Below are 18,260 nucleotides of genomic sequence, written 5' to 3' on the forward strand. Positions count from 1 at the left end.
TCGCGAAAGCGTAAAAACAACCAGCAGCTTGCCATCTCACTGGGTGCAAGCTGCCGTTGTTTACTGAGTTTTATTTCAGTTTCTTATCAGATAATCCTAATCCTTTTGCAAGGTTAAATAGGTTACTGAATAAGGTTTGCTCATCGCTGTCTGAAGATTTAGATTTTAAATCCATCAGTAAGTTTGCGATGGTCACATTTTTAAGATCCTCAGAAGAGATGCCGTACTTATCTGCAAATTCTTTTACTTTTTCAAGCAAGTTTCCTTTTACATCATCACTACCTAAAATGGCATCTTTTACCTCTGTCACCGTTTCTGAGTGGTGTACAAGTCTGTCATAACCTTTGGCCTTTGTAATTTGCCCTATAATCTGGTCAAAGAACATTGTCTCACCACCTACAATATCAATATTTGCAGCTTTAAGAGCATCGCCTATAACTTGTGCTTGCGCATCTGCAATATCTTTCTGGATATTAATCTCTGCAAGATCTACTTGAAGTTCTTTGTCAAGACGTAGTTTAAACTCTTCGTGTTCTTTACCTACACCGTCAAGTTTCTTCATAGCATTTGCCTTCTCTTCGATACCTGCGGCATCTGCAAGGGCTTTCTCTTTAATTACATCTGCCTCTGCAAGACCATCCTTACGTTTTGCCTCAGCTTTTGCTTCAATTCCGGCAGCTTCTGCAAGTGCCTTTTTCTCGATAACAGTTGCCTCAACAATACCTTGACGCTCATTTGCATCTGCCTTAGCGTGCATTACTTGTGCCTCAGACATACCTACAGTTGCTTCTTCTTTAGCTTGTGCTTCGGCAAGAATTTTACGTGCATCTGCCTCTTTCTCACTTGCTTCTTTATGCGCTAGTGCTTCGATATTAATTTCTTCGGCTTTTTGTTTTGCTGCTTCTTTTGATGCTTCGGCTGCTTTTATGGTCTTAATAAGATCTTCTTGAGCTGCTGCCTCTGCATTTGTGATTGCTACTTGCTTAGAACGGTCTGCAGTTTTAAAAGCCTCAATATCTTTCATATTTTCTTGCTCCTCTACCACACCTTTCTCTAGCATCACGCGGTCGCGTATCACATCTTGAATGTTCTTTTTCTCAACTTCAACAACTTTCTCTTTTTCGATTTGAGCCAGCGTTACTACGCGCTCTCTCTCGGTAAGTTCTAGCATACGGTCTTTCTCCACACGCTCTGTCTCCACCTTGTCTGTACGTTGCTTGTTTTTCTCAGCAACGATAATCTGGCGTTGCATATTTTCTTCGGCTACTTTTACTTTTTCTTCGGTAGCAATGCGAGCTGTTTCAGACTTAAGACGCTCTTCTTCGGCAACTTTAAGAATCTCTGCCTCTTCACGAGATTTTATGTTTGAGATCTCACGTTTTTGCTGTTCTTCTTTTTCGGCGAGTTGCTTATCTAGTTCTAGTATCGCCTCGCGAGCCTCTACATCTTGCTTGCGTATTACTTTCTCCTCATCACGTTTAATAAGGTTTGCCTTGATGTTTTGTGCAGCTGTAAGATCTGTGATTTTCTTAATACCTTCTGCATCAAGGATGTTATCTGCCTTAAGATGTGTGACTGCAGTTTGCTCTAGGTAATCTATCGCACAATCTTCAAGAGTATATCCATTAAGATCTGTACCTATAATGTCTACAATCTCATCGCGAAACTCACGACGAGCCTCATAAAGCTGTATAAAGTCAAACTTTTTACCCACGGTTTTAAGCGCTTCAGAAAATTTTGCTTCGAAAAGCTCTTCTAGCGTTTCTTGACGTGATGCACGTTGCACACCTATGGTTTGAGCTACTTTCTTAATGTACTCTACTTCATTATTTACACGTACAAAGAAGGCTACCTTGATATCTGCACGCATATTGTCTTTACAAATAAGACCCTCTGATGCAAGACGCTCAATCTGGATTTTCTTTACAGAAATATCCATTACTTCTACACGGTGAAAGACAGGAACCACATAGAGACCTTTATCTGTCGCTACTTTTGTCCCGCCAAAACCTGTACGAACCAAGGCTTGACCTTGATGTACCTTTTTGTAGAACATCGCGATGATGAGGAAGTAAATAACAATGAGTGCCACAATACCCACAACGAGGGCGATGGCGATAGATGGTAGGTTTTCCATAAAATTGATGATTTTTGTTTTTGGTTGATTATGAATGTGCGTGTATACGCTTAATTAATATTTGCTGACTAAAAAGTAATTTTTATCTGGTGACTGTTTGATGATGAGTACGCTTTCGCGAAAGCGTATTTCTGACCCATCTAGTGATTTTACATAAATACTCATAGGGTTCCCATCTGCTAGTACCTCTGCATTACCCATCTTATCTCCAGAAATGGTAGATAGCAACACTGCGTCACGACCTAAAAAGTCTGTAGCCTTATCACCATCTTTATTCAAATTTTTGAAAAATGACTTAAATGGAGTGGTAAATATCTTAGTAAGGAACAAAGCAGGGATCATACAGCTCAACATAAGTATGTAACCAAAACTAGTTGCATAGCTACCGGTAATACTTGTGGTTACTAGGGTGCAAAGCCACCATAAAAATACCCATACCGTAAAGGTGAACATAAATGGAAGACCTACAAAGTTGAAGTAAATTAAAAATACTTGCCACCACTTAAGCGGTTTACGTCTTTTATTTACAACGTGTGACCTGTCTACCTCTGCGCTTGAGACATCTTCAAAATCCATACTACCAGAGTCTACGGTGTTGATGTCAAAATCTGCATCTACATCTACATCGAGATCTATGTCGATGTCCATATCGTAGTCAAAATCAATACCGCTCACCGAGGTAAGTACCCAGTAAATGATCAAGAGTATCAATAAGACGCTCAAGATGATATTAACTTCTGAAAATATGAGATTTATAAAGTTGTCCAATGGTTGATGGTTTTAAGGTTTATGATGGCTAGGCGTTGTCTTTACCTAGCCCTAATTGTTCTTTAAGTTTTGCAAGCTCGTCATCTACTTTCTCCTCGCTAGTATCTGCAGCGGCGTTTATCTCATCATCTATATTTTTATTAGTATCTGCGATGTCTCCATAAGCCTCTGCAAGTGCTTCTTCTTGCGCTACTTTTTCTTTCATACGTTCTAGCATACTCACGGTACCAGTGTTATCTAGGGCCGCCATTTGCTTATTTACATTCTTAGTAGCATCGCTCACTTTTACACGTGCCTTGAGTGTTTTAAGCTCGTTCTCCCAGTTGCTTATGTTGTCTTTAATAGTCTGGATAGTACCTTGTAGTTGCGCTACATTGCCTTCAAATTTTGAAGTATCCTCACCAGCGCGCGTAGCGTGTGACTGTGCTTCTTCTTTTTTGGCTAGCGCTTCTTTGGCTAGTCTATCTGCCTCTGCGGCATCCATAGACCCAGCGTGTGCTTTTTTAAGAATAGCGATGGCTTTGCTCTCGTAGTCTTTTGCTTTTGCATCGTGCTCGTCACGCTCGTTTTTTGCGCGTATGGCCATTGCTTTTACTTGTGCCATTGCTTCTACACTTTTGGCAAGATCTTCTTTCATATCTCGTATGCCTTGTTCTGTCATCTTGATAGGATCTTCCATATTATCTATAGATGCATTTGCCTCTGCTTGTCCTATTTTAAAAAGTCGTTTAAATATGTTCATAATGTCGTTTTTTAATATTTTGAAAATTCTATAATCTGTTCTGAGTACTCACTCATAAGTAAACTCAGGGAGTTCAAGCTACCCTCTAGCTCGTTGAGGTCAAGATTTTCTATCTGTAGGGTATCTCTAAAGATGACCTTTTTACCAGTATCATCTAGTACAAAAGCGCCGTGTATGATATCTCGGTTTTTTTGCAGCAGGCTTTTAAAAATCTTTTCTGACTGGTTATTGATGGTAAAAATAAATTGCTCGATAATTAGAATAGGAGGAGCAATGCCCAGAATCAGGTTTTTGATACCTGAGTTTTCCTTTTGTACAACCATAATACCATCTGCCGTATTTTCTGTAGTGATATTAAAGTTGAGTTCTAATAAAAAATCTCGAGTAATTGTAAAGTGGTTCTTCATAAAGAGTGTCAATGTTGTGTTCCAATACATTGGAAGGTTAATAATACGAAAACTTGTCTCTGTAAATACCCAATTGTTTATAAGTGGCTCAGGATGTAAATAATTAAAGTGGTCATAATGTTTGATTTTTGATTGATGAATGTTTGATGATGCTATTACGCTTTCGCGAAAAAGCTAAATAAATTAGCACAAGTGAATTCTTTTTGCTAAAATTGTTAGGTAAATATACAAACAATTTTGTCATTTGCAAATAAAATTAGCAAAATATGTCATTCTTTGGTAAAAATATTCGAAAAATAAGAACCGTAAAGACGCTTAGTCAGCAGTCGTTTGCAGAGCTCTTTGACCTGAAAAGAGGGACGTTAGGGGCTTATGAGGAGGGCAGGAGTGAACCTAAAATAGATACGGTAATTAAAATTGCTAATTATTTTAGCATTCCTATAGATGACTTGCTTACAAAAGAGCTTACCGTAAATAGTTTACTCAAATTTAAAGCAGACCTTACTACAGATCACGAGCAGATTACAAAAGAAACTTTTGCTACCATACCTTGCATCACCCCAAAAAACACAAACGATTATCTACTATATAATGACAGGGAAGCTTTTGTAGCAGATATGCCTGTCTTACAACTACCCGTAAATCCAGAAAAAGACTTCAGAGCCTTTACGGTAGATAACTTGGAGATGAGTAGTAATGACAAAGGTCTCTTCCCAAAGGATATTGTGATAGGTGAGCACATCCCAAAAAACGTTTATAAAAAGCTCAATAATGGGCATCTCATTCTAGCCGTTTTTAATGATAGACTAGTATTAAGACGTTGCTACCTCTCTGGAAATACTATTACCCTAAGAGCAGATCATAAAAATATAGACGACCTAGAGTTCCCTATAAAAGAAATTAAAGAGCTCTGGCGCATACGCTACGTCTTCTATCACAGATTGCCAGAACTGGCAGATGGACTAGAAGAAAAGATGGCAATGCTAGAAGCCCAGTTTATGAAAATAAAGGCTGGGTTGTAAAAGGGTACTCTTAATTATGCATCAAAACTTTAATCGGGCCATCTTTTTGAACAGCTAGAATATGTTCTTTCCCGTTGATATTAATTAGAACGGTATTTTTTATATCACCTTTTATAATAGGGTTTGTTGAATTGTACTCAAATAGTTGAGCGTCATTATTCCAATTTAATGCATATCCAAAATTACTGTCGTAACGCACTGTTTCTACTTCAGCATCGTAAATAGCTCCAAAACCTATTAGTGTTTTATTAGTACTTTCATTAATAATGACACTACTTAACGTAGGGCCGTTTTGAGCACTGTTCGGCAGGCTCTCAAGATGAAAATCGCCATTGTCATCATTAATTAAAACACTACTCTTAAATGTACTTGCTGTTAAGTGAAGAGCATTAAATAGTCTCTCTTCTCCATAAATACTTTGCATATCACTTGTGGCAAACTCTCTATAGGAGCTGATTTCATTTAGTAAAAATGGATTTTGTTCAGAGCTACATTCTTTGCCCCTTATTGGGACTAACTTTCCTCTATTAATTTTACTCATTGCAATATCAAAAGAACCATTGTCATCAAAGTCTTTGGCATATATGTGTAAAGGTTTTTTAGTAGTTGGATGAAATTTATTGTTACCCCCTATATTACCTAAAACATAATCTTGATCTCCATCATTATCAATGTCTACAACTTTTATACTTTGCCACCAACCATTTGTGTCATCTAAAGTATTTTTTGAAGAACTGAAGACACCATCGTTATTATCATAAAGTCGTACTGGAGACCATTCGCCTACCGTTATCAAATCAATATCTCCATCATTATCATAATCTGTAAATACAGCATCACTCACCATAGCCGTTTGTGCCATATCCAAAGCTTTATCTTGTGTGACATCAGTAAATTTTCCATCATTGTTTTCTAGTAGATAAGATTTAGGAGCTTCAGGATATCTTCCTGGGATAACGTAGCCACCTATAAATAAGTCTAAATCTCCATCATTATCATAATCTCCACTTGTTATGCTTTTACCTGAAGATTTCATTTCAGGTAACACATCAGAATGAGTAAAGCTTCCATTACCGTCATTTATTAAAAGTCGGTCTTGTAATAGTGGTGAATTAATAGGAAGTTCATATCCACCACTCACTATATATAAATCAAGATCATTGTCACCATCTGCGTCAAAAAAAAGTGCTCCTGTATCTTCATATCTTGCTTGGCTCTCTAAAACTGCAGTGTTGCTTTTTATGAATTTACCATTTTTAGATTGCATATATAATGAAGGGGTAGCTCCTAATGCATTACCTATAAAGAGATCATCTAGTCCATCATTGTTGACATCTCCTTTAATTATGGGGCTGCCTACTGTTGATTTTTTATGTGGTAGTAATAGCTGTAAATCATAATCATTGAACGTATTTTCTTTTTGTACATAGTCAATACCAAGTTCTGTAGCAATTAATTCATTCCAAGTTTCAGTCATCTTAACTATATTAGTTTTCTCTTTAGAGGTTACAGCATTTTTGTAATCAATTTCAATGAGTTGATTAGACTTAACATTATCTAGGTTGGTTATTTTTCCATCTGGCCAGACAACGGTTATATCATCTATTTCATTATTATTACCAAGACCAAAATGTCCCCTCGGAGCAACCGAAGATTCAAATCCACGGGATAGGTACATATATTGTGATTGAGTGGTGTCTCCAGATGTCAAAATGATTTTTGCGCCTAAGCCTAGTAAGTTACTTTTTGGTCCTTTCAATTTTATATCTAAATAGTTACTATTTGTATTATTACGATATATATGAGCTTGCTCCATCAGATTATTAACCACTAAGTCTAAGTCACCATCGTTATCAAGGTCAGCATAAGTAGAACCATTAGAGTGAGATGGAGTGTCTATATTCCAGGCTTTGGATTTATTTTCAAAGTGTAAATCGCCATTATTCTTAAATAGATAATTCGAAAGTTTTTTACTCGGGATTAATTCATTCAATCCATCTAGAGTTAAGGCAACTCCTTCAGAGTTCATTCTTTTTAAATTTCCTTTAAAATCTTGGTTTGTGATATCTTTATAAACTCCATTTGTCACAAATATATCTTTAAGTCCATCATTGTCTAAATCTGCAATGAGTGGCGCCCAGCTCCAATCAGTTTTAGAAACTCCACTTAGCTGTGCAGACTCGTAAAACTCTCCAGTACTACTACCTATTTGTAGCATATTAGACATATACTGATGATGATATCCTACCGCTACCATTTTTTCAAAGTTTGCAGTGCTCATTGTGGCCATATTCTCTTTGCTACGCTCGTGATCTTCTGAGGCCATATCTAAGGAGAATATATCAAGATTGCCATCATTATTTATATCACTACAATCTACTCCCATACTATAGAAGGCAATATGATTCACTCTGTCTAATACTTCATTTTTGAAAGAACCATCTTTCTGGTTAATGTAAAGCATATCTGGCTCTAAATAATCATTAGAAACGTAAATGTCAGGGTATGAGTCATTGTTATAATCTCCTATTGCCGCACCAAGCCCCCAAGCTTTATTTGCAACACCAGATTGGATAGTTACGTTAGTAAAGCTGTTGCCATTATTTTGATAGAGTTGATCTGAAAATACAGCTTGAATATTAGACTGTATATCTCCACTTATAGTTGAATTGTTTTTAAAATCTGCTCTATAATTAAGAATATAAAGATCTAGGTCACCGTCTTTATCATAATCTAAAGGATATGCTTGTGTTGAAAATCCAGGATCTGCAATACCCCATTGTCTAGCGCTTTCAGTAAAAGTATTGTCTTGATTATTTATAAATAATTTGTTTTTACGCTTTTCTGTATTATCTAATGATGCCGCTTTACAAACATAAATATCTAACCATCCATCATTATTTATATCTAACATAGTTACACCCGTGCTAAACCCATCGCTATCAATGGTTCCAGATTGACGAGTTATGTCCTCAAATACAAAATTACCTTTGTTGATATATAATCTGTTGGGTCCTTGATTAGAAGTAAAGTAAATATCTATAAGGCCATCATTATTTAAATCCCCTGTAGCTACACCTGCACCATTAAAGATGTAAGGGTATGACAAGAAATTGAATTTTAAATCCTCTTTAATTTTATTTTCAAAAAGAACTTTACTTTGTGTAGCAGAAATTTTTTCAAATCCTACATCAGAGCCGCTATATGTGTTTTTCTTAGAATCATTAGAATCACAACCGAAAATTACCAAGCACAATATCTGTAAAGTGATTAATTGAAAAGCCTTCATAAAAAGAAAAATTAGAAATGAAATGTAATAAAAAAATGCCCGTCTCACAACGGGCATTTTTTATAAAGTTTTATTCTTAAAAGGTTATTCCTTGCTTCTTATAACCCCACCAGAGTAGCTTTTTTTAGGCTTATCCACATTTCTTGGGCTACCGTAGTAATTTATGATTCCTCCAGAAGAGGCCTCTACCTTAAGATCTTGAGAAGCATAAACGTCCATCACACCGCCAGATGAAGCATCTGCCTTTGCACTCACAGATTTGAGTTTACTTATTCTCGCTACACCACCACTAGAAACCGAAGCATCTAGTCGCTCTGCACTACCAGAGATACGTGCCACGCCACCGCTACTTACGTCTGTCTCTACATTTTTTGCAGAAACTTGTACGCGCATTGTGCCTCCAGAAGATGCGTCAAATTCAATATCATCTCCAGTAAGTGTTTCCTTTGTAGTGAGACTTGCACCACTATTTACGCTTACATCAGTAAGATTTTCTGAGTAGGTTACAAACACCTTTTTTGAGGTAGCACTTTTTATGTTGTCTTCGCAGTATATTTTAAGCTTCCCGTCTTTTACATAAATTTCGGCAGCGTCTACTAGGTTTTGGTCTGCTTCAAGTATTACGGCGTTTGTGCTTCCTTTTTCTAAAAACACTTCCCAGCCATTACCAGCGACTACTTCGTCAAAGTCTTCTGTGATGTTGAGATCTTCTGTGACTACATTTCCGTCGCCGTGCATTTGCCCTAGATTAATGTCAAACTGACAAGAGGTGACGAGTAAAGCAGTAAGGATTCCTAAAATTGTTTTGATGAGCGTTGTCATAATGATTGGTTTTTTTGGTGATTGGTTCGTTTGTTTGATTGATTGTTTTTGATTGATGATGTAAAGATGTAGATAAGTCCGCTTTCGCGAAAGCGTAACCTACCCAACTGTAATAATTTATGACTGAGTTGTATAGATTGCTAGTGCAAGCTTATCACCCGTGTGATTTTCCAGCCTTTTGGGGTGTCTTTTAATATGGTAATAAACTTAGATGGTTCTGAGTGGCTGTCTTCTACTAGGTTGTGAAAACTATGTTTTCCCAGTGATACAGCGCCAAAACCCGCTATCTCGTGTACCTCAAAGGTACCTGGAGTAAGTGTTCTCTGTACTTTATTACAAATATTCTCCTTGAGTGCCTGCATATAATCTGTTTTGCTAGTAGAAAGTCCACCGTTGTCGTGATAAAACTCAAGATCTTCTGAGATGAGAGTTTCGTGAGTTGCGAGGTCACAATTATTATACGAGCCAAAAAGAGCAGTATCTATAGCAAGAATTTCTTTATAAAGTTTGCTATCCTTAGACACCTGCGCCACTCCGATCAAGGGGAGTAGCAACAGGATCCAAAGAAGATTGGTTGGGTTTTTCATAGTAGGTTAGTTATTTCGTAGCGCGTCTGTGTCAGGAGCTTCTGGTGGCGTAGGAGCTTGGGGTGCTTCTGGCTCACGATCCCATTCTGGAGCATTTTCTCCTTCTTCATAACTGCGTTCTTCCCAAGAATCATTACCAGATTGCTCCCAAGAGTTATCATCATCATTATAATCATAACTGCGATCTTCTGGACAGCCGTCACAAAGAAGCTTGCCATTACCTACGGTAAGGTATTGCTCTTCTGTTCCATTATCTAGTATGTCACGGTACCTACTATCATTGCGGTGGTATGAGTACGTATTTTCATCTGCAATGAGGGTAGTTCCTTCTGGAAGGTATACAATCACTTGTACCTCGCGATCATTCCAGTGGCCATATGATTTTTGAGTAGGTGAGGTAAGAAAACCATCTAGTGATAAAATACCGTCCTTTAGTTTAAAATCATACTGTATAGATGAGGCTAGCTCACGTGCTTCTTCATACGTGAAGTTATCTGCTCGTTTTTCTATCTGGATGTAGCCATTACTATCTTTAGTACTTCTCACAATAAGACGTACGTCACGCTCTATAGTCACACTTTCTGTATCACTCTTAATCGTTCTCATAAACCCAGTAGATCGCCCAAAAGGAATCTCATAACGATCACTTTCTCGCATCTGTATGCGCAGGGTGTCACTTGACGTTATGGCAAGCTCTGTGCGCTCTACTACTTTACCAGTTTCTGTATTAGAATACTTAATAGCTTCTTTTACAGAAAATACGCCTATTACTATCGCAGAGACAAGCCATAGACCAAAGAGGCTAAGCTTTGCACTCACCGGCATAGATTTTAGGTTAGAAGAGACAATCTTAAGTCCTAAATAAAACAGGAAGAAGAAAGGTATCCCAACTGCAAATAATGTGAGAAGAAGTACAAGCCAGATAGGCAGTCCTGTCTCATTATTTACCCACGGTAAATCGGCTAGATTAGGAGTAAATAGATCTACTACACCACCTGTTAAGAAGGTGATAAGTAAAGATATAACCACGGTAGCTCCCGTTATAATAAGGAGTACCCCTATAATCTTTGCAAGGACTTTAAAGAAAAACATAATAATCTTACCAATGGTCCCGAAAAAACCTTGAGCTCCTGTTTTTACTTTATTACCATACTTATCATAATCTACACTCTTTACGGTGTCAGCCACATTTTCAAATCCTTCTTTTACTTTTTCTGTGATATTGTCAATGTTAACTGCCTTTCCCCGCATTGCGAGTTTATCTGCCGTGGTTTGCGCTTCTGGTACAAAAACCCATAGAGCAAGATAGATAAGTGCTGTACCTCCTAGTGTAAACCAAGTAAGTGCTATAAGTAATACCCAGCCTATACGAACCCATAAAGGATCAATACCTAGATAGTGTCCCATACCGCTAGATACACCGCCTATGTAGGCATTATCTGTATCTCTGTAAAAACGGCGTTGTGCGATACGTGGTGCTTGTTTTGACTTTTTTGAGGAGTTGCTGCTAGCTGCAGGCTCATCTTCAAAAATATCGTCGTCTACCATATAATCTTCTGGTTGTCCCATTACAGCAATCACCTCGTCTAGCTCTTGTGAGCCTATTACCTGGCGCTCGTCTTTAATGCGCTCAGAAAATAGCTCAGAGATACGAGCTTCTATATCTGCTATAATTTCATCTTCACCTTGCATACCTTCAAAAGAACGTTTGATGGCAGCGAGATATCTCTGTAATTTACCGTAAGCATCCTCATCTATATGAAAAAATACTCCTGCTAAATTTATATTAACTGTCTTGTTCATTTTTTTGTGGTTTTAGTGGATGTAACTACGGCTACTGCTGTCTGTAACTCATCCCAAGTGGTTGAGAGTTCTTTTAAAAATATCTTACCCGTTTCGGTAAGTCCATAATATTTACGTGGTGGACCACTGGTAGATTCTTCCCAGCGATAGTTGAGTAAACCAGCGTTTTTAAGTCTAGTGAGAAGCGGGTAAATTGTACCCTCTACCACCAGCAACTTGGCGTCTTTAAGCGTGCCTAAGATCTCTGCTACATATGCATCTTCGTCTTTTAATACAGAGAGGATACAGTATTCTAGCACGCCTTTTCGCATTTGCGCTTTGGTGTTTTCAATCTTCATAGATTTCCATTTTTAAATACATTAAACTGTTCGTTTTGGTCCTGATTTGGGTCAGGTGATTGATTAATTGTTGTTACGCTTTCGCGAAAGCGTACATAGTCATACCACTACATTACATAGTAGGTTGCTCTTGAGTTGATGAGTCCTCTTGAGTATCTGGGGTTTCTGCTACGGCAGAAGCTTTAATAAAATTTATAAGAAGCGGAAACTTATAAATGCCTCCTTGTGATGCCTGCACTGCTGCCGAAATTACTGTGATAATCTCTATAAGAAATAATCCTATAGCCAGCACACCTACCACAATGGCAGTGATGAGAAAACCACCTAGATCTGCAAAGTCACTAGGGTCATTTATGTATCCATTATTAAGCAAGCTAGCGCTTCCCTCACCAGCACTTACTATAAAATAAATAAAGAACGGAATGCTTATTACCGCCAGCGCAATAAAATATAAAAGTATACTGAGCTGAAAGTTTATGGCATCTCTACCGTGCTTGTCTATAAATAGAGAGTTGCGCTTTTGAGCGCTCCATAATATGAGCGGCGCAATAAAATTTCCAAATGGGAAAAGGTATTTACAGAAGGTAGAAAGATGTATTAAGGTTCCTACATTTTTGTGATGTGTGGGTATGCTAGTTTCCATAGTCTATTAATGTCTTATGCAAATATATGTCTAAAAAAAGGTACTTTGTTACGCATAGTACTAAATATTAACATTTATTTAAGATATTAATATGCACGCATAGTATTAATAAATATTGTTACTTTTGTCTAAAAGCAATAGATATGTCCTTTCCTACACCTAGTAAATTCAATACGTTCACAATGTTTAAGCTACCCTCTGCGTGGCTTACGGGAGTGCGTGTTAAGTCATTATCACCAGAGTCTTGTACAACCACAGTAAAACATCGCTGGATTAATCAAAATCCTTTTAATAGTATGTTTTGGGCAGTACAGGGTATGGCGGCAGAGCTTGCTACAGGAGCACTTGTTATTGCACACATACAAAAGAGCGGAAAAAAAATATCGATGCTTGTGGCAAATAATAATGCCACTTTTACAAAAAAAGCAACTGGCAGAATACACTTTGTGTGTGATAATGGCCCTCAGATTAAAGAGGCTATAGATAAAGCGGTTGCTACTGGTGATGGTCAAACCTGCTGGATGAAAGCTGTAGGGACAAATAAGGACGGTGTGCAGGTTTCTGAGTTTAACTTTGAGTGGACGATTCTTGTAAAAAAGAAGAAGTAAAACACAGTTGTACTATTGTGTATTCTTTATAACTAGATACATTTCTTTATCTAAGAGTCTTTACATTTGCGGTATAAGTCGATGCTCATTTTTGCAATCGATTTTTTACAACAGACTAACAGTACTTAGAGATGAACTATATCCTTTTTGACGGTAACGTACGCAATCAACTTTTACCTTTTACTTATACAAAACCCGTAGCAGACTTGCGCATAGGGATACTTACCATACGTGAGAAATGGGAGTTTGTACTAGGTTCAACAACCTCTACCGTTACAGAAGAGTATCTCTCAGAAAGATGGCCTATGGTTGAGCTGGAGGTAAATGTGATGATTAATGCATCATATCTCCCTTCTCCTAATCTAGCCCAGATTATCAAAGGCCTAGAACCACAACAAGCCATTTTTGATGGAGAAGAAATCATTGCCTTTTATGTAAAGGAGGGTGAAGAAGTAGATTTTGACACCTATGACTGTATACAATACACTGCTCCAGATATTCTTACGGTAGCCCATACTTGGGATATTTTTGCCAAAAACGGTGAAGCAATTACCAGAGATTTTGAGATGCTTACCGAAGATAGAGAGTCTCAAGACATTCCAGAGCACGTAATAGCAATAAATAAAGACCAAATATTTATAGAGGAAGGAGCAACAGTTCACTACTCACATCTTAATGCGACAGATGGCCCTATTTATATAGGCAAAGATGCCCAAATTATGGAAGGTGCACTCGTAAGAGGACCTTTTGCAGTATGTGATCACGGAGCTGTAAAAATGGGCGCCAAGATTTATAGCGGCACCACCTTAGGTCCTCACTGTAAAGTAGGAGGAGAGGTAAATAACGCCGTGCTTATGGGGTATTCAAGTAAAGGTCACGATGGCTTTTTAGGTAATAGTGTGCTAGGAGAATGGTGTAACATAGGTGCAGATTCTAACAACTCAAACCTTAAAAATAATTATGCTCCCGTAAAGTTATGGGATTATGAGACGGGTCGCTTTGCAAATACAGGGCTGCAGTTTTGTGGTCTTATGATGGGTGACCACTCTAAGTGTGGCATTAATACAATGTTTAATACTGGTACCGTAGTGGGTGTAGCTTCTAATATTTTTGGGAGTGGCTTCCCACGTAATTTTGTTCCTTCATTTTCTTGGGGAGGTGCTAGTGGCTTTGTAACGCACAAAACAAATAAGGCCTACGAGACGGCAAAAATAGCAATGGCGCGTCGTGATATAGAACTTGCTGAACAAGACATCGCTATACTTGATCACGTTTTTGAAGAGACAAAGCAGTACCGTAGAGAGTAATCTGTGATTTGGTATTAATACTTATGAGGATTAAATCCATTTGTAAAAATTAGATCCCACGGTATTATAGCTAGCGCAAGCGCTAATAGTATAAAGCCTATAATTGTTAAGATAATGACTTTGCGTGCATAGCGTTTATTGTCCCTACGTATACGTTTACGTATTTCCATAAGTTGATCAAAAGACGCTTTTTTAGGATCTACCCACTTTTCGTTTACAGTAGATACAAAAGATAGATCACCTCTCTTACGCTTTTGCTTAAGAAGGTTTCTATTGTTTTTTATTACTTGATTTGCTGCAAGAGCTGCTCCACCGAATCCCATATCATTTTCATTTTGGTTACATAGATATGTTGAGATAATTTATAAAATGTTACAGAGTCTGTATCTTGTAATCCCTTTGTTAACGTGAGTTTGGTGGTTTTTTAAATAAACAAAGCTAGTAGAATTATAGGGCGAGGGTGGTTGAGTACGCTTTCGCGAAAGCGTAAAAAAAAGTATAATTATTTTCTAATTAAATAAACTTACAAGCAAAATACTCACCACGGCAAGTGCAATACCTATCCAGTTTTTGAGGAGAAGTTTTTCTTTAAAAAACAAGATTCCTATAAAGGTACTTACCATCACAATGGCAACATTGTTTATGGTAAAAAGTGTAGAGCTATCAAATCTTGGATCTCGCAAAGCCTGCACAAGCATATAGATAGAAAAGTAGTTAGGTATACCCAGACCGACACCTGCCACAATATTTTTGAGCTTAAATGTAAATGTCTTAGTGATGATTTGATACCCTATAATTAAAAAGCCAATACAGGCAGCAGCGCCAAAGATAGTTGCACTAAAAATGGGTACATCACCATTACTTACATAAGCACCCTCTATAAATTTAAGACTTGTGTCTATCGCGCCACTACCTAAGAACACAAGAATTGGGAAGATGAGGTTTTCTTTCTTTATAGCAATCCCATCTTTTGCTTTTACAGAGGCGAGATAAACGGCTATTAAAGCAAGTATGATCCCAAGGCTTTTGTAGAGTCCTAGCGATTCGTTGTAATAGATAACGCCAAAAAGTATGGGAATTCCCACACTCATTTTGGTCGCAACCGATACCACAGAGAGCCCACTCTTTTGTGTAGTGTATGCCATTAAGTTAAAAACGATAATAAAGAGCACACCTAGCCCAGCAGATGCATAAAACCACTCCTGCTCTGGAACTTGTGCTAGTGTCGCACCGCCCTCATAAAACAAGATGCCACAAGTGAAGGCCACCACATAGTTTACGATAATAGCTTGTAGCGTATTTACTTCAAATTTTGAAAATAACTTGAAGATTACAAATATGAGACTGGAAGCCGCTATGCTTAGTAGTAAGTAAATCAAGAGTCGCTGCGTGTGTAAGTGTCTAACCTGTCACCCTTTATGTGTTGAGTAGATTGTAGTGTAAATTGGCTTGTTTTCTTGGGAGCCTTTATACCTGCGTTAAAGTTTGTAAGGCCTGTAAATATGCTAGCCTCATCCCATAAAGCTGCATCTATAAAACCTTGTAGGGTAGCAGCGCCACCTTCTACAATAACAGATTGTATGTTATGACCAAAAAGTTCTTTACAGATGCTTTTTGGGTCACTGTCTTTAAGCACTATTGTAGGTGCTTCATTATTAAATATGTGTAGCTCCTTAGGTAGGTTGCCTTGTGTGTCAATCACAATTCTGGTCGGGTTGCTGCCGTGCCAGTCACGTGTGGTAAGTGTAGGGTTATCTTCTATAACGGTCTTGCCGCCCACTAAAATGCCCATCTCCTCACTGCGTAGTTTGTGGACTAGTTGTCTAGAGAGGGTGTTTGTAATCCACACCGGTTCTTGTTTGTCTCTGGTAGCAGGAGCTATAAAACCATTTGCGGTTTCAGCCCATTTTAAAATTATAAATGGTCGCTTCTCATTGTGATAGGTAAAGAAACGTTTATTTACCTCTTGACATTCTTTTTCAAGCACGCCTACGGTAACATCAACTCCAGCTTGCATAAGTTTTTTTATGCCAGCGCCGGCTACTTTGGCAAAAGGGTCTATGGTGCCTATCACTACGCGTTTAATTCCTGAGTCTATAACGAGATCTGCACAAGGAGGGGTTTTTCCCCAGTGTGAGCAAGGTTCTAGAGATACGTACAAAGTAGATTTGGCAATGAGTTCTGGGGTATTCGCTTTCGCGAAAGCGATACAATTTACCTCTGCGTGAGGACCTCCATATGCACTTGTATAGCCTTCTGCAATAATCGAGTCATTATGCACGAGAACGGCTCCTACCGAGGGGTTAGGCATTGCTGCCGGAAGCCCATTTTTTGCTAGGGCAATACATCTTTTTATATAGGTGTTGTGTATCTTCACATCACAAAAGTAAACGTTTAATAGTGATGAACAAACCAATCATTAGACCTATTCAAAAGGAAGATAATGCACAGGTAGCGGCCGTAGTGCGCAAGGTGCTGGTAGATATGGGCGCTCCAAAGGTAGGAACCGCTTATGCAGATGAGGCGCTAGATACTATGTATGAGCATTATGATAGGCCTAAGGCTGCCTATTTTGTGGTAGAAGATAATGGCGCGATAATAGGCTGTGCGGGTATCGGTCAACTTGATAATTATGATGGTAATGTGTGCGAGTTGCAAAAGATGTACTTCTTAGAGGAAGCACGAGGTAAGGGTCTAGGGTCGGCTATGATGAAGAAGTGCCTAGATACGGCTCGTGATTTTGGATTTGAGCAATGCTATCTTGAGACGATGCCCTATATGGAGGCAGCACAAAAATTATACAAGCGCACCGGCTTTGACTATATAGATGGGCCTATGGGTAATACAGGTCACTTTTCGTGTCCCGTTCATATGCTTATTAAACTATGAATATAGATGATTTTCGCGCAGATTTTAGGAAGCAACTGGCCGCACTTTATGAGCCAGAAGAGGTCGAGAACCTATGTTTCTTAACGCTCGAGCACGTATTAAAAATGAATAGGGTTGAGATCTCGCTTTCGCGAAAGCAAAACATACACCCATCACAACGTAAAGAGCTTGAAGAAATAACAGCTAGACTGTCTAAGAGTGAGCCTATACAATATATCACAGGTAGCTCGTCATTTTACGGGCTTGACTTTAAGGTAAATCCTGCTACCTTAATACCTAGGCCAGAAACCGAAGAACTCGTTGCCTGGATTATAGATGATGTGGCGCAAGGTCTATTAAAAGGGGAAGCACAAGATACGCTACGTCTTTTAGACATAGGTACAGGTTCTGGTTGTATAGCCATTACACTTGCAAAAAATATCAATAAAGCAACAGTAGAAGCGGTAGATATCTCTCAAAATGCGCTTGCCACAGCATATCAAAATGCTAAGGCAAATGGGGTGAAAGTAGACTTTTATAACCAGAACATTCTTGAGACGCAAGCCCTCGATGAAGTTTATAATGTTATTGTGAGCAACCCGCCGTATGTTCGTGAGCAAGAAAAGGCAATGATGAGAGCAAACGTGCTGAGCAATGAGCCAGATAGTGCACTATTTGTTTCAGATCAAGATCCTCTTATTTTTTATAGAAAGATTGGAGAGCTGGCCAGTAAAAGCTTAGCACCCGCAGGAGCTCTATATTTTGAGATTAATGAATATCTCGGTAAAGAGACTGTAGCATTATTAAAAAATATAGGCTTTACAGATGTTGTGTTGAGAAAAGATATGTTTGGTAAAAATAGGATGATAAAGGCGTGTATGGCTTAAACCTAAGTGCGTCTAAATATCAAAACAATTGT

The 18,260-nt window shown here is 38.3% G+C and carries 18 protein-coding genes; 5 read left to right on the top strand and 13 right to left on the bottom strand.

Annotated elements, in window-relative coordinates; translation table 11 throughout:
• Positions 1 to 70: 70 nt before the first annotated feature.
• The 4 genes from ACFO5T_RS04790 to ACFO5T_RS04805 are packed head-to-tail and all read right to left on the bottom strand — an operon-like array spanning position 71 to position 4,054.
• Positions 71 to 2,137 (bottom strand): flotillin family protein, encoded by a 2,067-nt coding sequence (locus tag ACFO5T_RS04790; RefSeq protein WP_021778391.1) that lies wholly within the window; start codon positions 2,135 to 2,137, stop codon positions 71 to 73.
• A gap of 54 nt (positions 2,138 to 2,191) precedes the next feature.
• Positions 2,192 to 2,905 carry a hypothetical protein gene (locus ACFO5T_RS04795; protein ID WP_021778392.1) on the bottom strand — a complete coding sequence of 238 codons (714 nt, stop codon included), beginning with the start codon at positions 2,903 to 2,905 and terminating at the stop codon, positions 2,192 to 2,194.
• A 28-nt stretch (positions 2,906 to 2,933) separates the two neighbouring features.
• Positions 2,934 to 3,647 carry a PspA/IM30 family protein gene (locus ACFO5T_RS04800; RefSeq protein WP_380032487.1) on the bottom strand — a complete coding sequence of 238 codons (714 nt, stop codon included), beginning with the start codon at positions 3,645 to 3,647 and terminating at the stop codon, positions 2,934 to 2,936.
• An 11-nt stretch (positions 3,648 to 3,658) separates the two neighbouring features.
• Positions 3,659 to 4,054 carry a type III secretion system chaperone family protein gene (locus ACFO5T_RS04805; RefSeq protein WP_035334318.1) on the bottom strand — a complete coding sequence of 132 codons (396 nt, stop codon included), beginning with the start codon at positions 4,052 to 4,054 and terminating at the stop codon, positions 3,659 to 3,661.
• Between the two features lie 266 nt (positions 4,055 to 4,320).
• On the opposite strand from ACFO5T_RS04805, the gene ACFO5T_RS04810 reads away from it, so the two are divergent.
• Positions 4,321 to 5,076 (top strand): helix-turn-helix domain-containing protein, encoded by a 756-nt coding sequence (locus ACFO5T_RS04810; protein WP_380032489.1) that lies wholly within the window; start codon positions 4,321 to 4,323, stop codon positions 5,074 to 5,076.
• Positions 5,077 to 5,086: 10 nt separating this feature from the next.
• On the opposite strand, the gene ACFO5T_RS04815 is transcribed toward ACFO5T_RS04810, so the two are convergent.
• From ACFO5T_RS04815 to ACFO5T_RS04840, 6 genes are all read right to left on the bottom strand, one after another.
• Positions 5,087 to 8,185 carry a VCBS repeat-containing protein gene (locus ACFO5T_RS04815; protein WP_380032491.1) on the bottom strand — a complete coding sequence of 1,033 codons (3,099 nt, stop codon included), beginning with the start codon at positions 8,183 to 8,185 and terminating at the stop codon, positions 5,087 to 5,089.
• A 264-nt stretch (positions 8,186 to 8,449) separates the two neighbouring features.
• Positions 8,450 to 9,187: a head GIN domain-containing protein gene (locus ACFO5T_RS04820; RefSeq protein WP_380032493.1), complete on the bottom strand. Its 738-nt coding sequence runs from the start codon at positions 9,185 to 9,187 to the stop codon at positions 8,450 to 8,452.
• A gap of 140 nt (positions 9,188 to 9,327) precedes the next feature.
• On the bottom strand, positions 9,328 to 9,774 hold the full coding sequence (locus ACFO5T_RS04825; RefSeq protein ID WP_380032495.1) for a nuclear transport factor 2 family protein: 447 nt from the start codon (positions 9,772 to 9,774) through the stop codon (positions 9,328 to 9,330).
• 6 nt (positions 9,775 to 9,780) lie between these two features.
• Positions 9,781 to 11,577, bottom strand: a complete 1,797-nt coding sequence (locus ACFO5T_RS04830) for a PspC domain-containing protein (RefSeq protein ID WP_380032497.1) — start codon at positions 11,575 to 11,577, stop codon at positions 9,781 to 9,783.
• A complete protein-coding gene (locus tag ACFO5T_RS04835; protein ID WP_021778399.1) occupies positions 11,574 to 11,915 on the bottom strand; it encodes a PadR family transcriptional regulator in 342 nt (113 codons plus the stop codon). The genes ACFO5T_RS04830 and ACFO5T_RS04835 overlap by 4 nt, the downstream gene beginning before the upstream one ends.
• Positions 11,916 to 12,027: 112 nt before the next feature.
• Positions 12,028 to 12,558: a DUF4870 domain-containing protein gene (locus tag ACFO5T_RS04840; protein WP_021778400.1), complete on the bottom strand. Its 531-nt coding sequence runs from the start codon at positions 12,556 to 12,558 to the stop codon at positions 12,028 to 12,030.
• 143 nt (positions 12,559 to 12,701) lie between these two features.
• Here ACFO5T_RS04840 and ACFO5T_RS04845 point away from each other — a divergent pair, with 143 nt between their 5' ends.
• Together ACFO5T_RS04845 and ACFO5T_RS04850 are read left to right on the top strand one after the other, a co-directional pair.
• Positions 12,702 to 13,166: a DUF4442 domain-containing protein gene (locus ACFO5T_RS04845; RefSeq protein ID WP_380032500.1), complete on the top strand. Its 465-nt coding sequence runs from the start codon at positions 12,702 to 12,704 to the stop codon at positions 13,164 to 13,166.
• A gap of 131 nt (positions 13,167 to 13,297) precedes the next feature.
• Complete coding sequence (locus ACFO5T_RS04850) at positions 13,298 to 14,473, top strand: GlmU family protein (RefSeq protein WP_380032502.1); 1,176 nt, start codon at positions 13,298 to 13,300, stop codon at positions 14,471 to 14,473.
• Between the two features lie 14 nt (positions 14,474 to 14,487).
• Here ACFO5T_RS04850 and ACFO5T_RS04855 read toward each other — a convergent pair whose 3' ends face one another.
• The 3 genes from ACFO5T_RS04855 to ribD all read right to left on the bottom strand — a co-directional run bounded on the left by ACFO5T_RS04855 (position 14,488) and on the right by ribD (position 16,850).
• The gene (locus ACFO5T_RS04855; protein ID WP_380032504.1) at positions 14,488 to 14,796 is read right to left on the bottom strand and encodes a hypothetical protein; all 309 of its coding nucleotides are present in this window, start codon (positions 14,794 to 14,796) and stop codon (positions 14,488 to 14,490) included.
• A 186-nt stretch (positions 14,797 to 14,982) separates the two neighbouring features.
• Positions 14,983 to 15,852, bottom strand: coding sequence for an EamA family transporter (locus ACFO5T_RS04860; RefSeq protein WP_380032506.1), 870 nt, complete (start codon positions 15,850 to 15,852; stop codon positions 14,983 to 14,985).
• Positions 15,849 to 16,850, bottom strand: coding sequence for a bifunctional diaminohydroxyphosphoribosylaminopyrimidine deaminase/5-amino-6-(5-phosphoribosylamino)uracil reductase RibD (ribD, locus tag ACFO5T_RS04865; RefSeq protein ID WP_380032508.1), 1,002 nt, complete (start codon positions 16,848 to 16,850; stop codon positions 15,849 to 15,851). Before ribD ends, ACFO5T_RS04860 begins: the two co-directional genes overlap by 4 nt.
• A 26-nt stretch (positions 16,851 to 16,876) precedes the next feature.
• On the opposite strand from ribD, the gene ACFO5T_RS04870 reads away from it, so the two are divergent.
• The gene (locus ACFO5T_RS04870; protein ID WP_380032510.1) at positions 16,877 to 17,362 is read left to right on the top strand and encodes a GNAT family N-acetyltransferase; all 486 of its coding nucleotides are present in this window, start codon (positions 16,877 to 16,879) and stop codon (positions 17,360 to 17,362) included.
• On the top strand, positions 17,359 to 18,228 hold the full coding sequence (gene prmC / locus ACFO5T_RS04875) for a peptide chain release factor N(5)-glutamine methyltransferase (RefSeq protein ID WP_380032512.1): 870 nt from the start codon (positions 17,359 to 17,361) through the stop codon (positions 18,226 to 18,228). The genes ACFO5T_RS04870 and prmC overlap by 4 nt, the downstream gene beginning before the upstream one ends.
• Positions 18,229 to 18,260 lie beyond the last annotated feature (32 nt).

It is taken from the genome of Dokdonia genika, from assembly GCF_042652845.1.
Taxonomy (GTDB): domain Bacteria; phylum Bacteroidota; class Bacteroidia; order Flavobacteriales; family Flavobacteriaceae; genus Dokdonia; species Dokdonia donghaensis.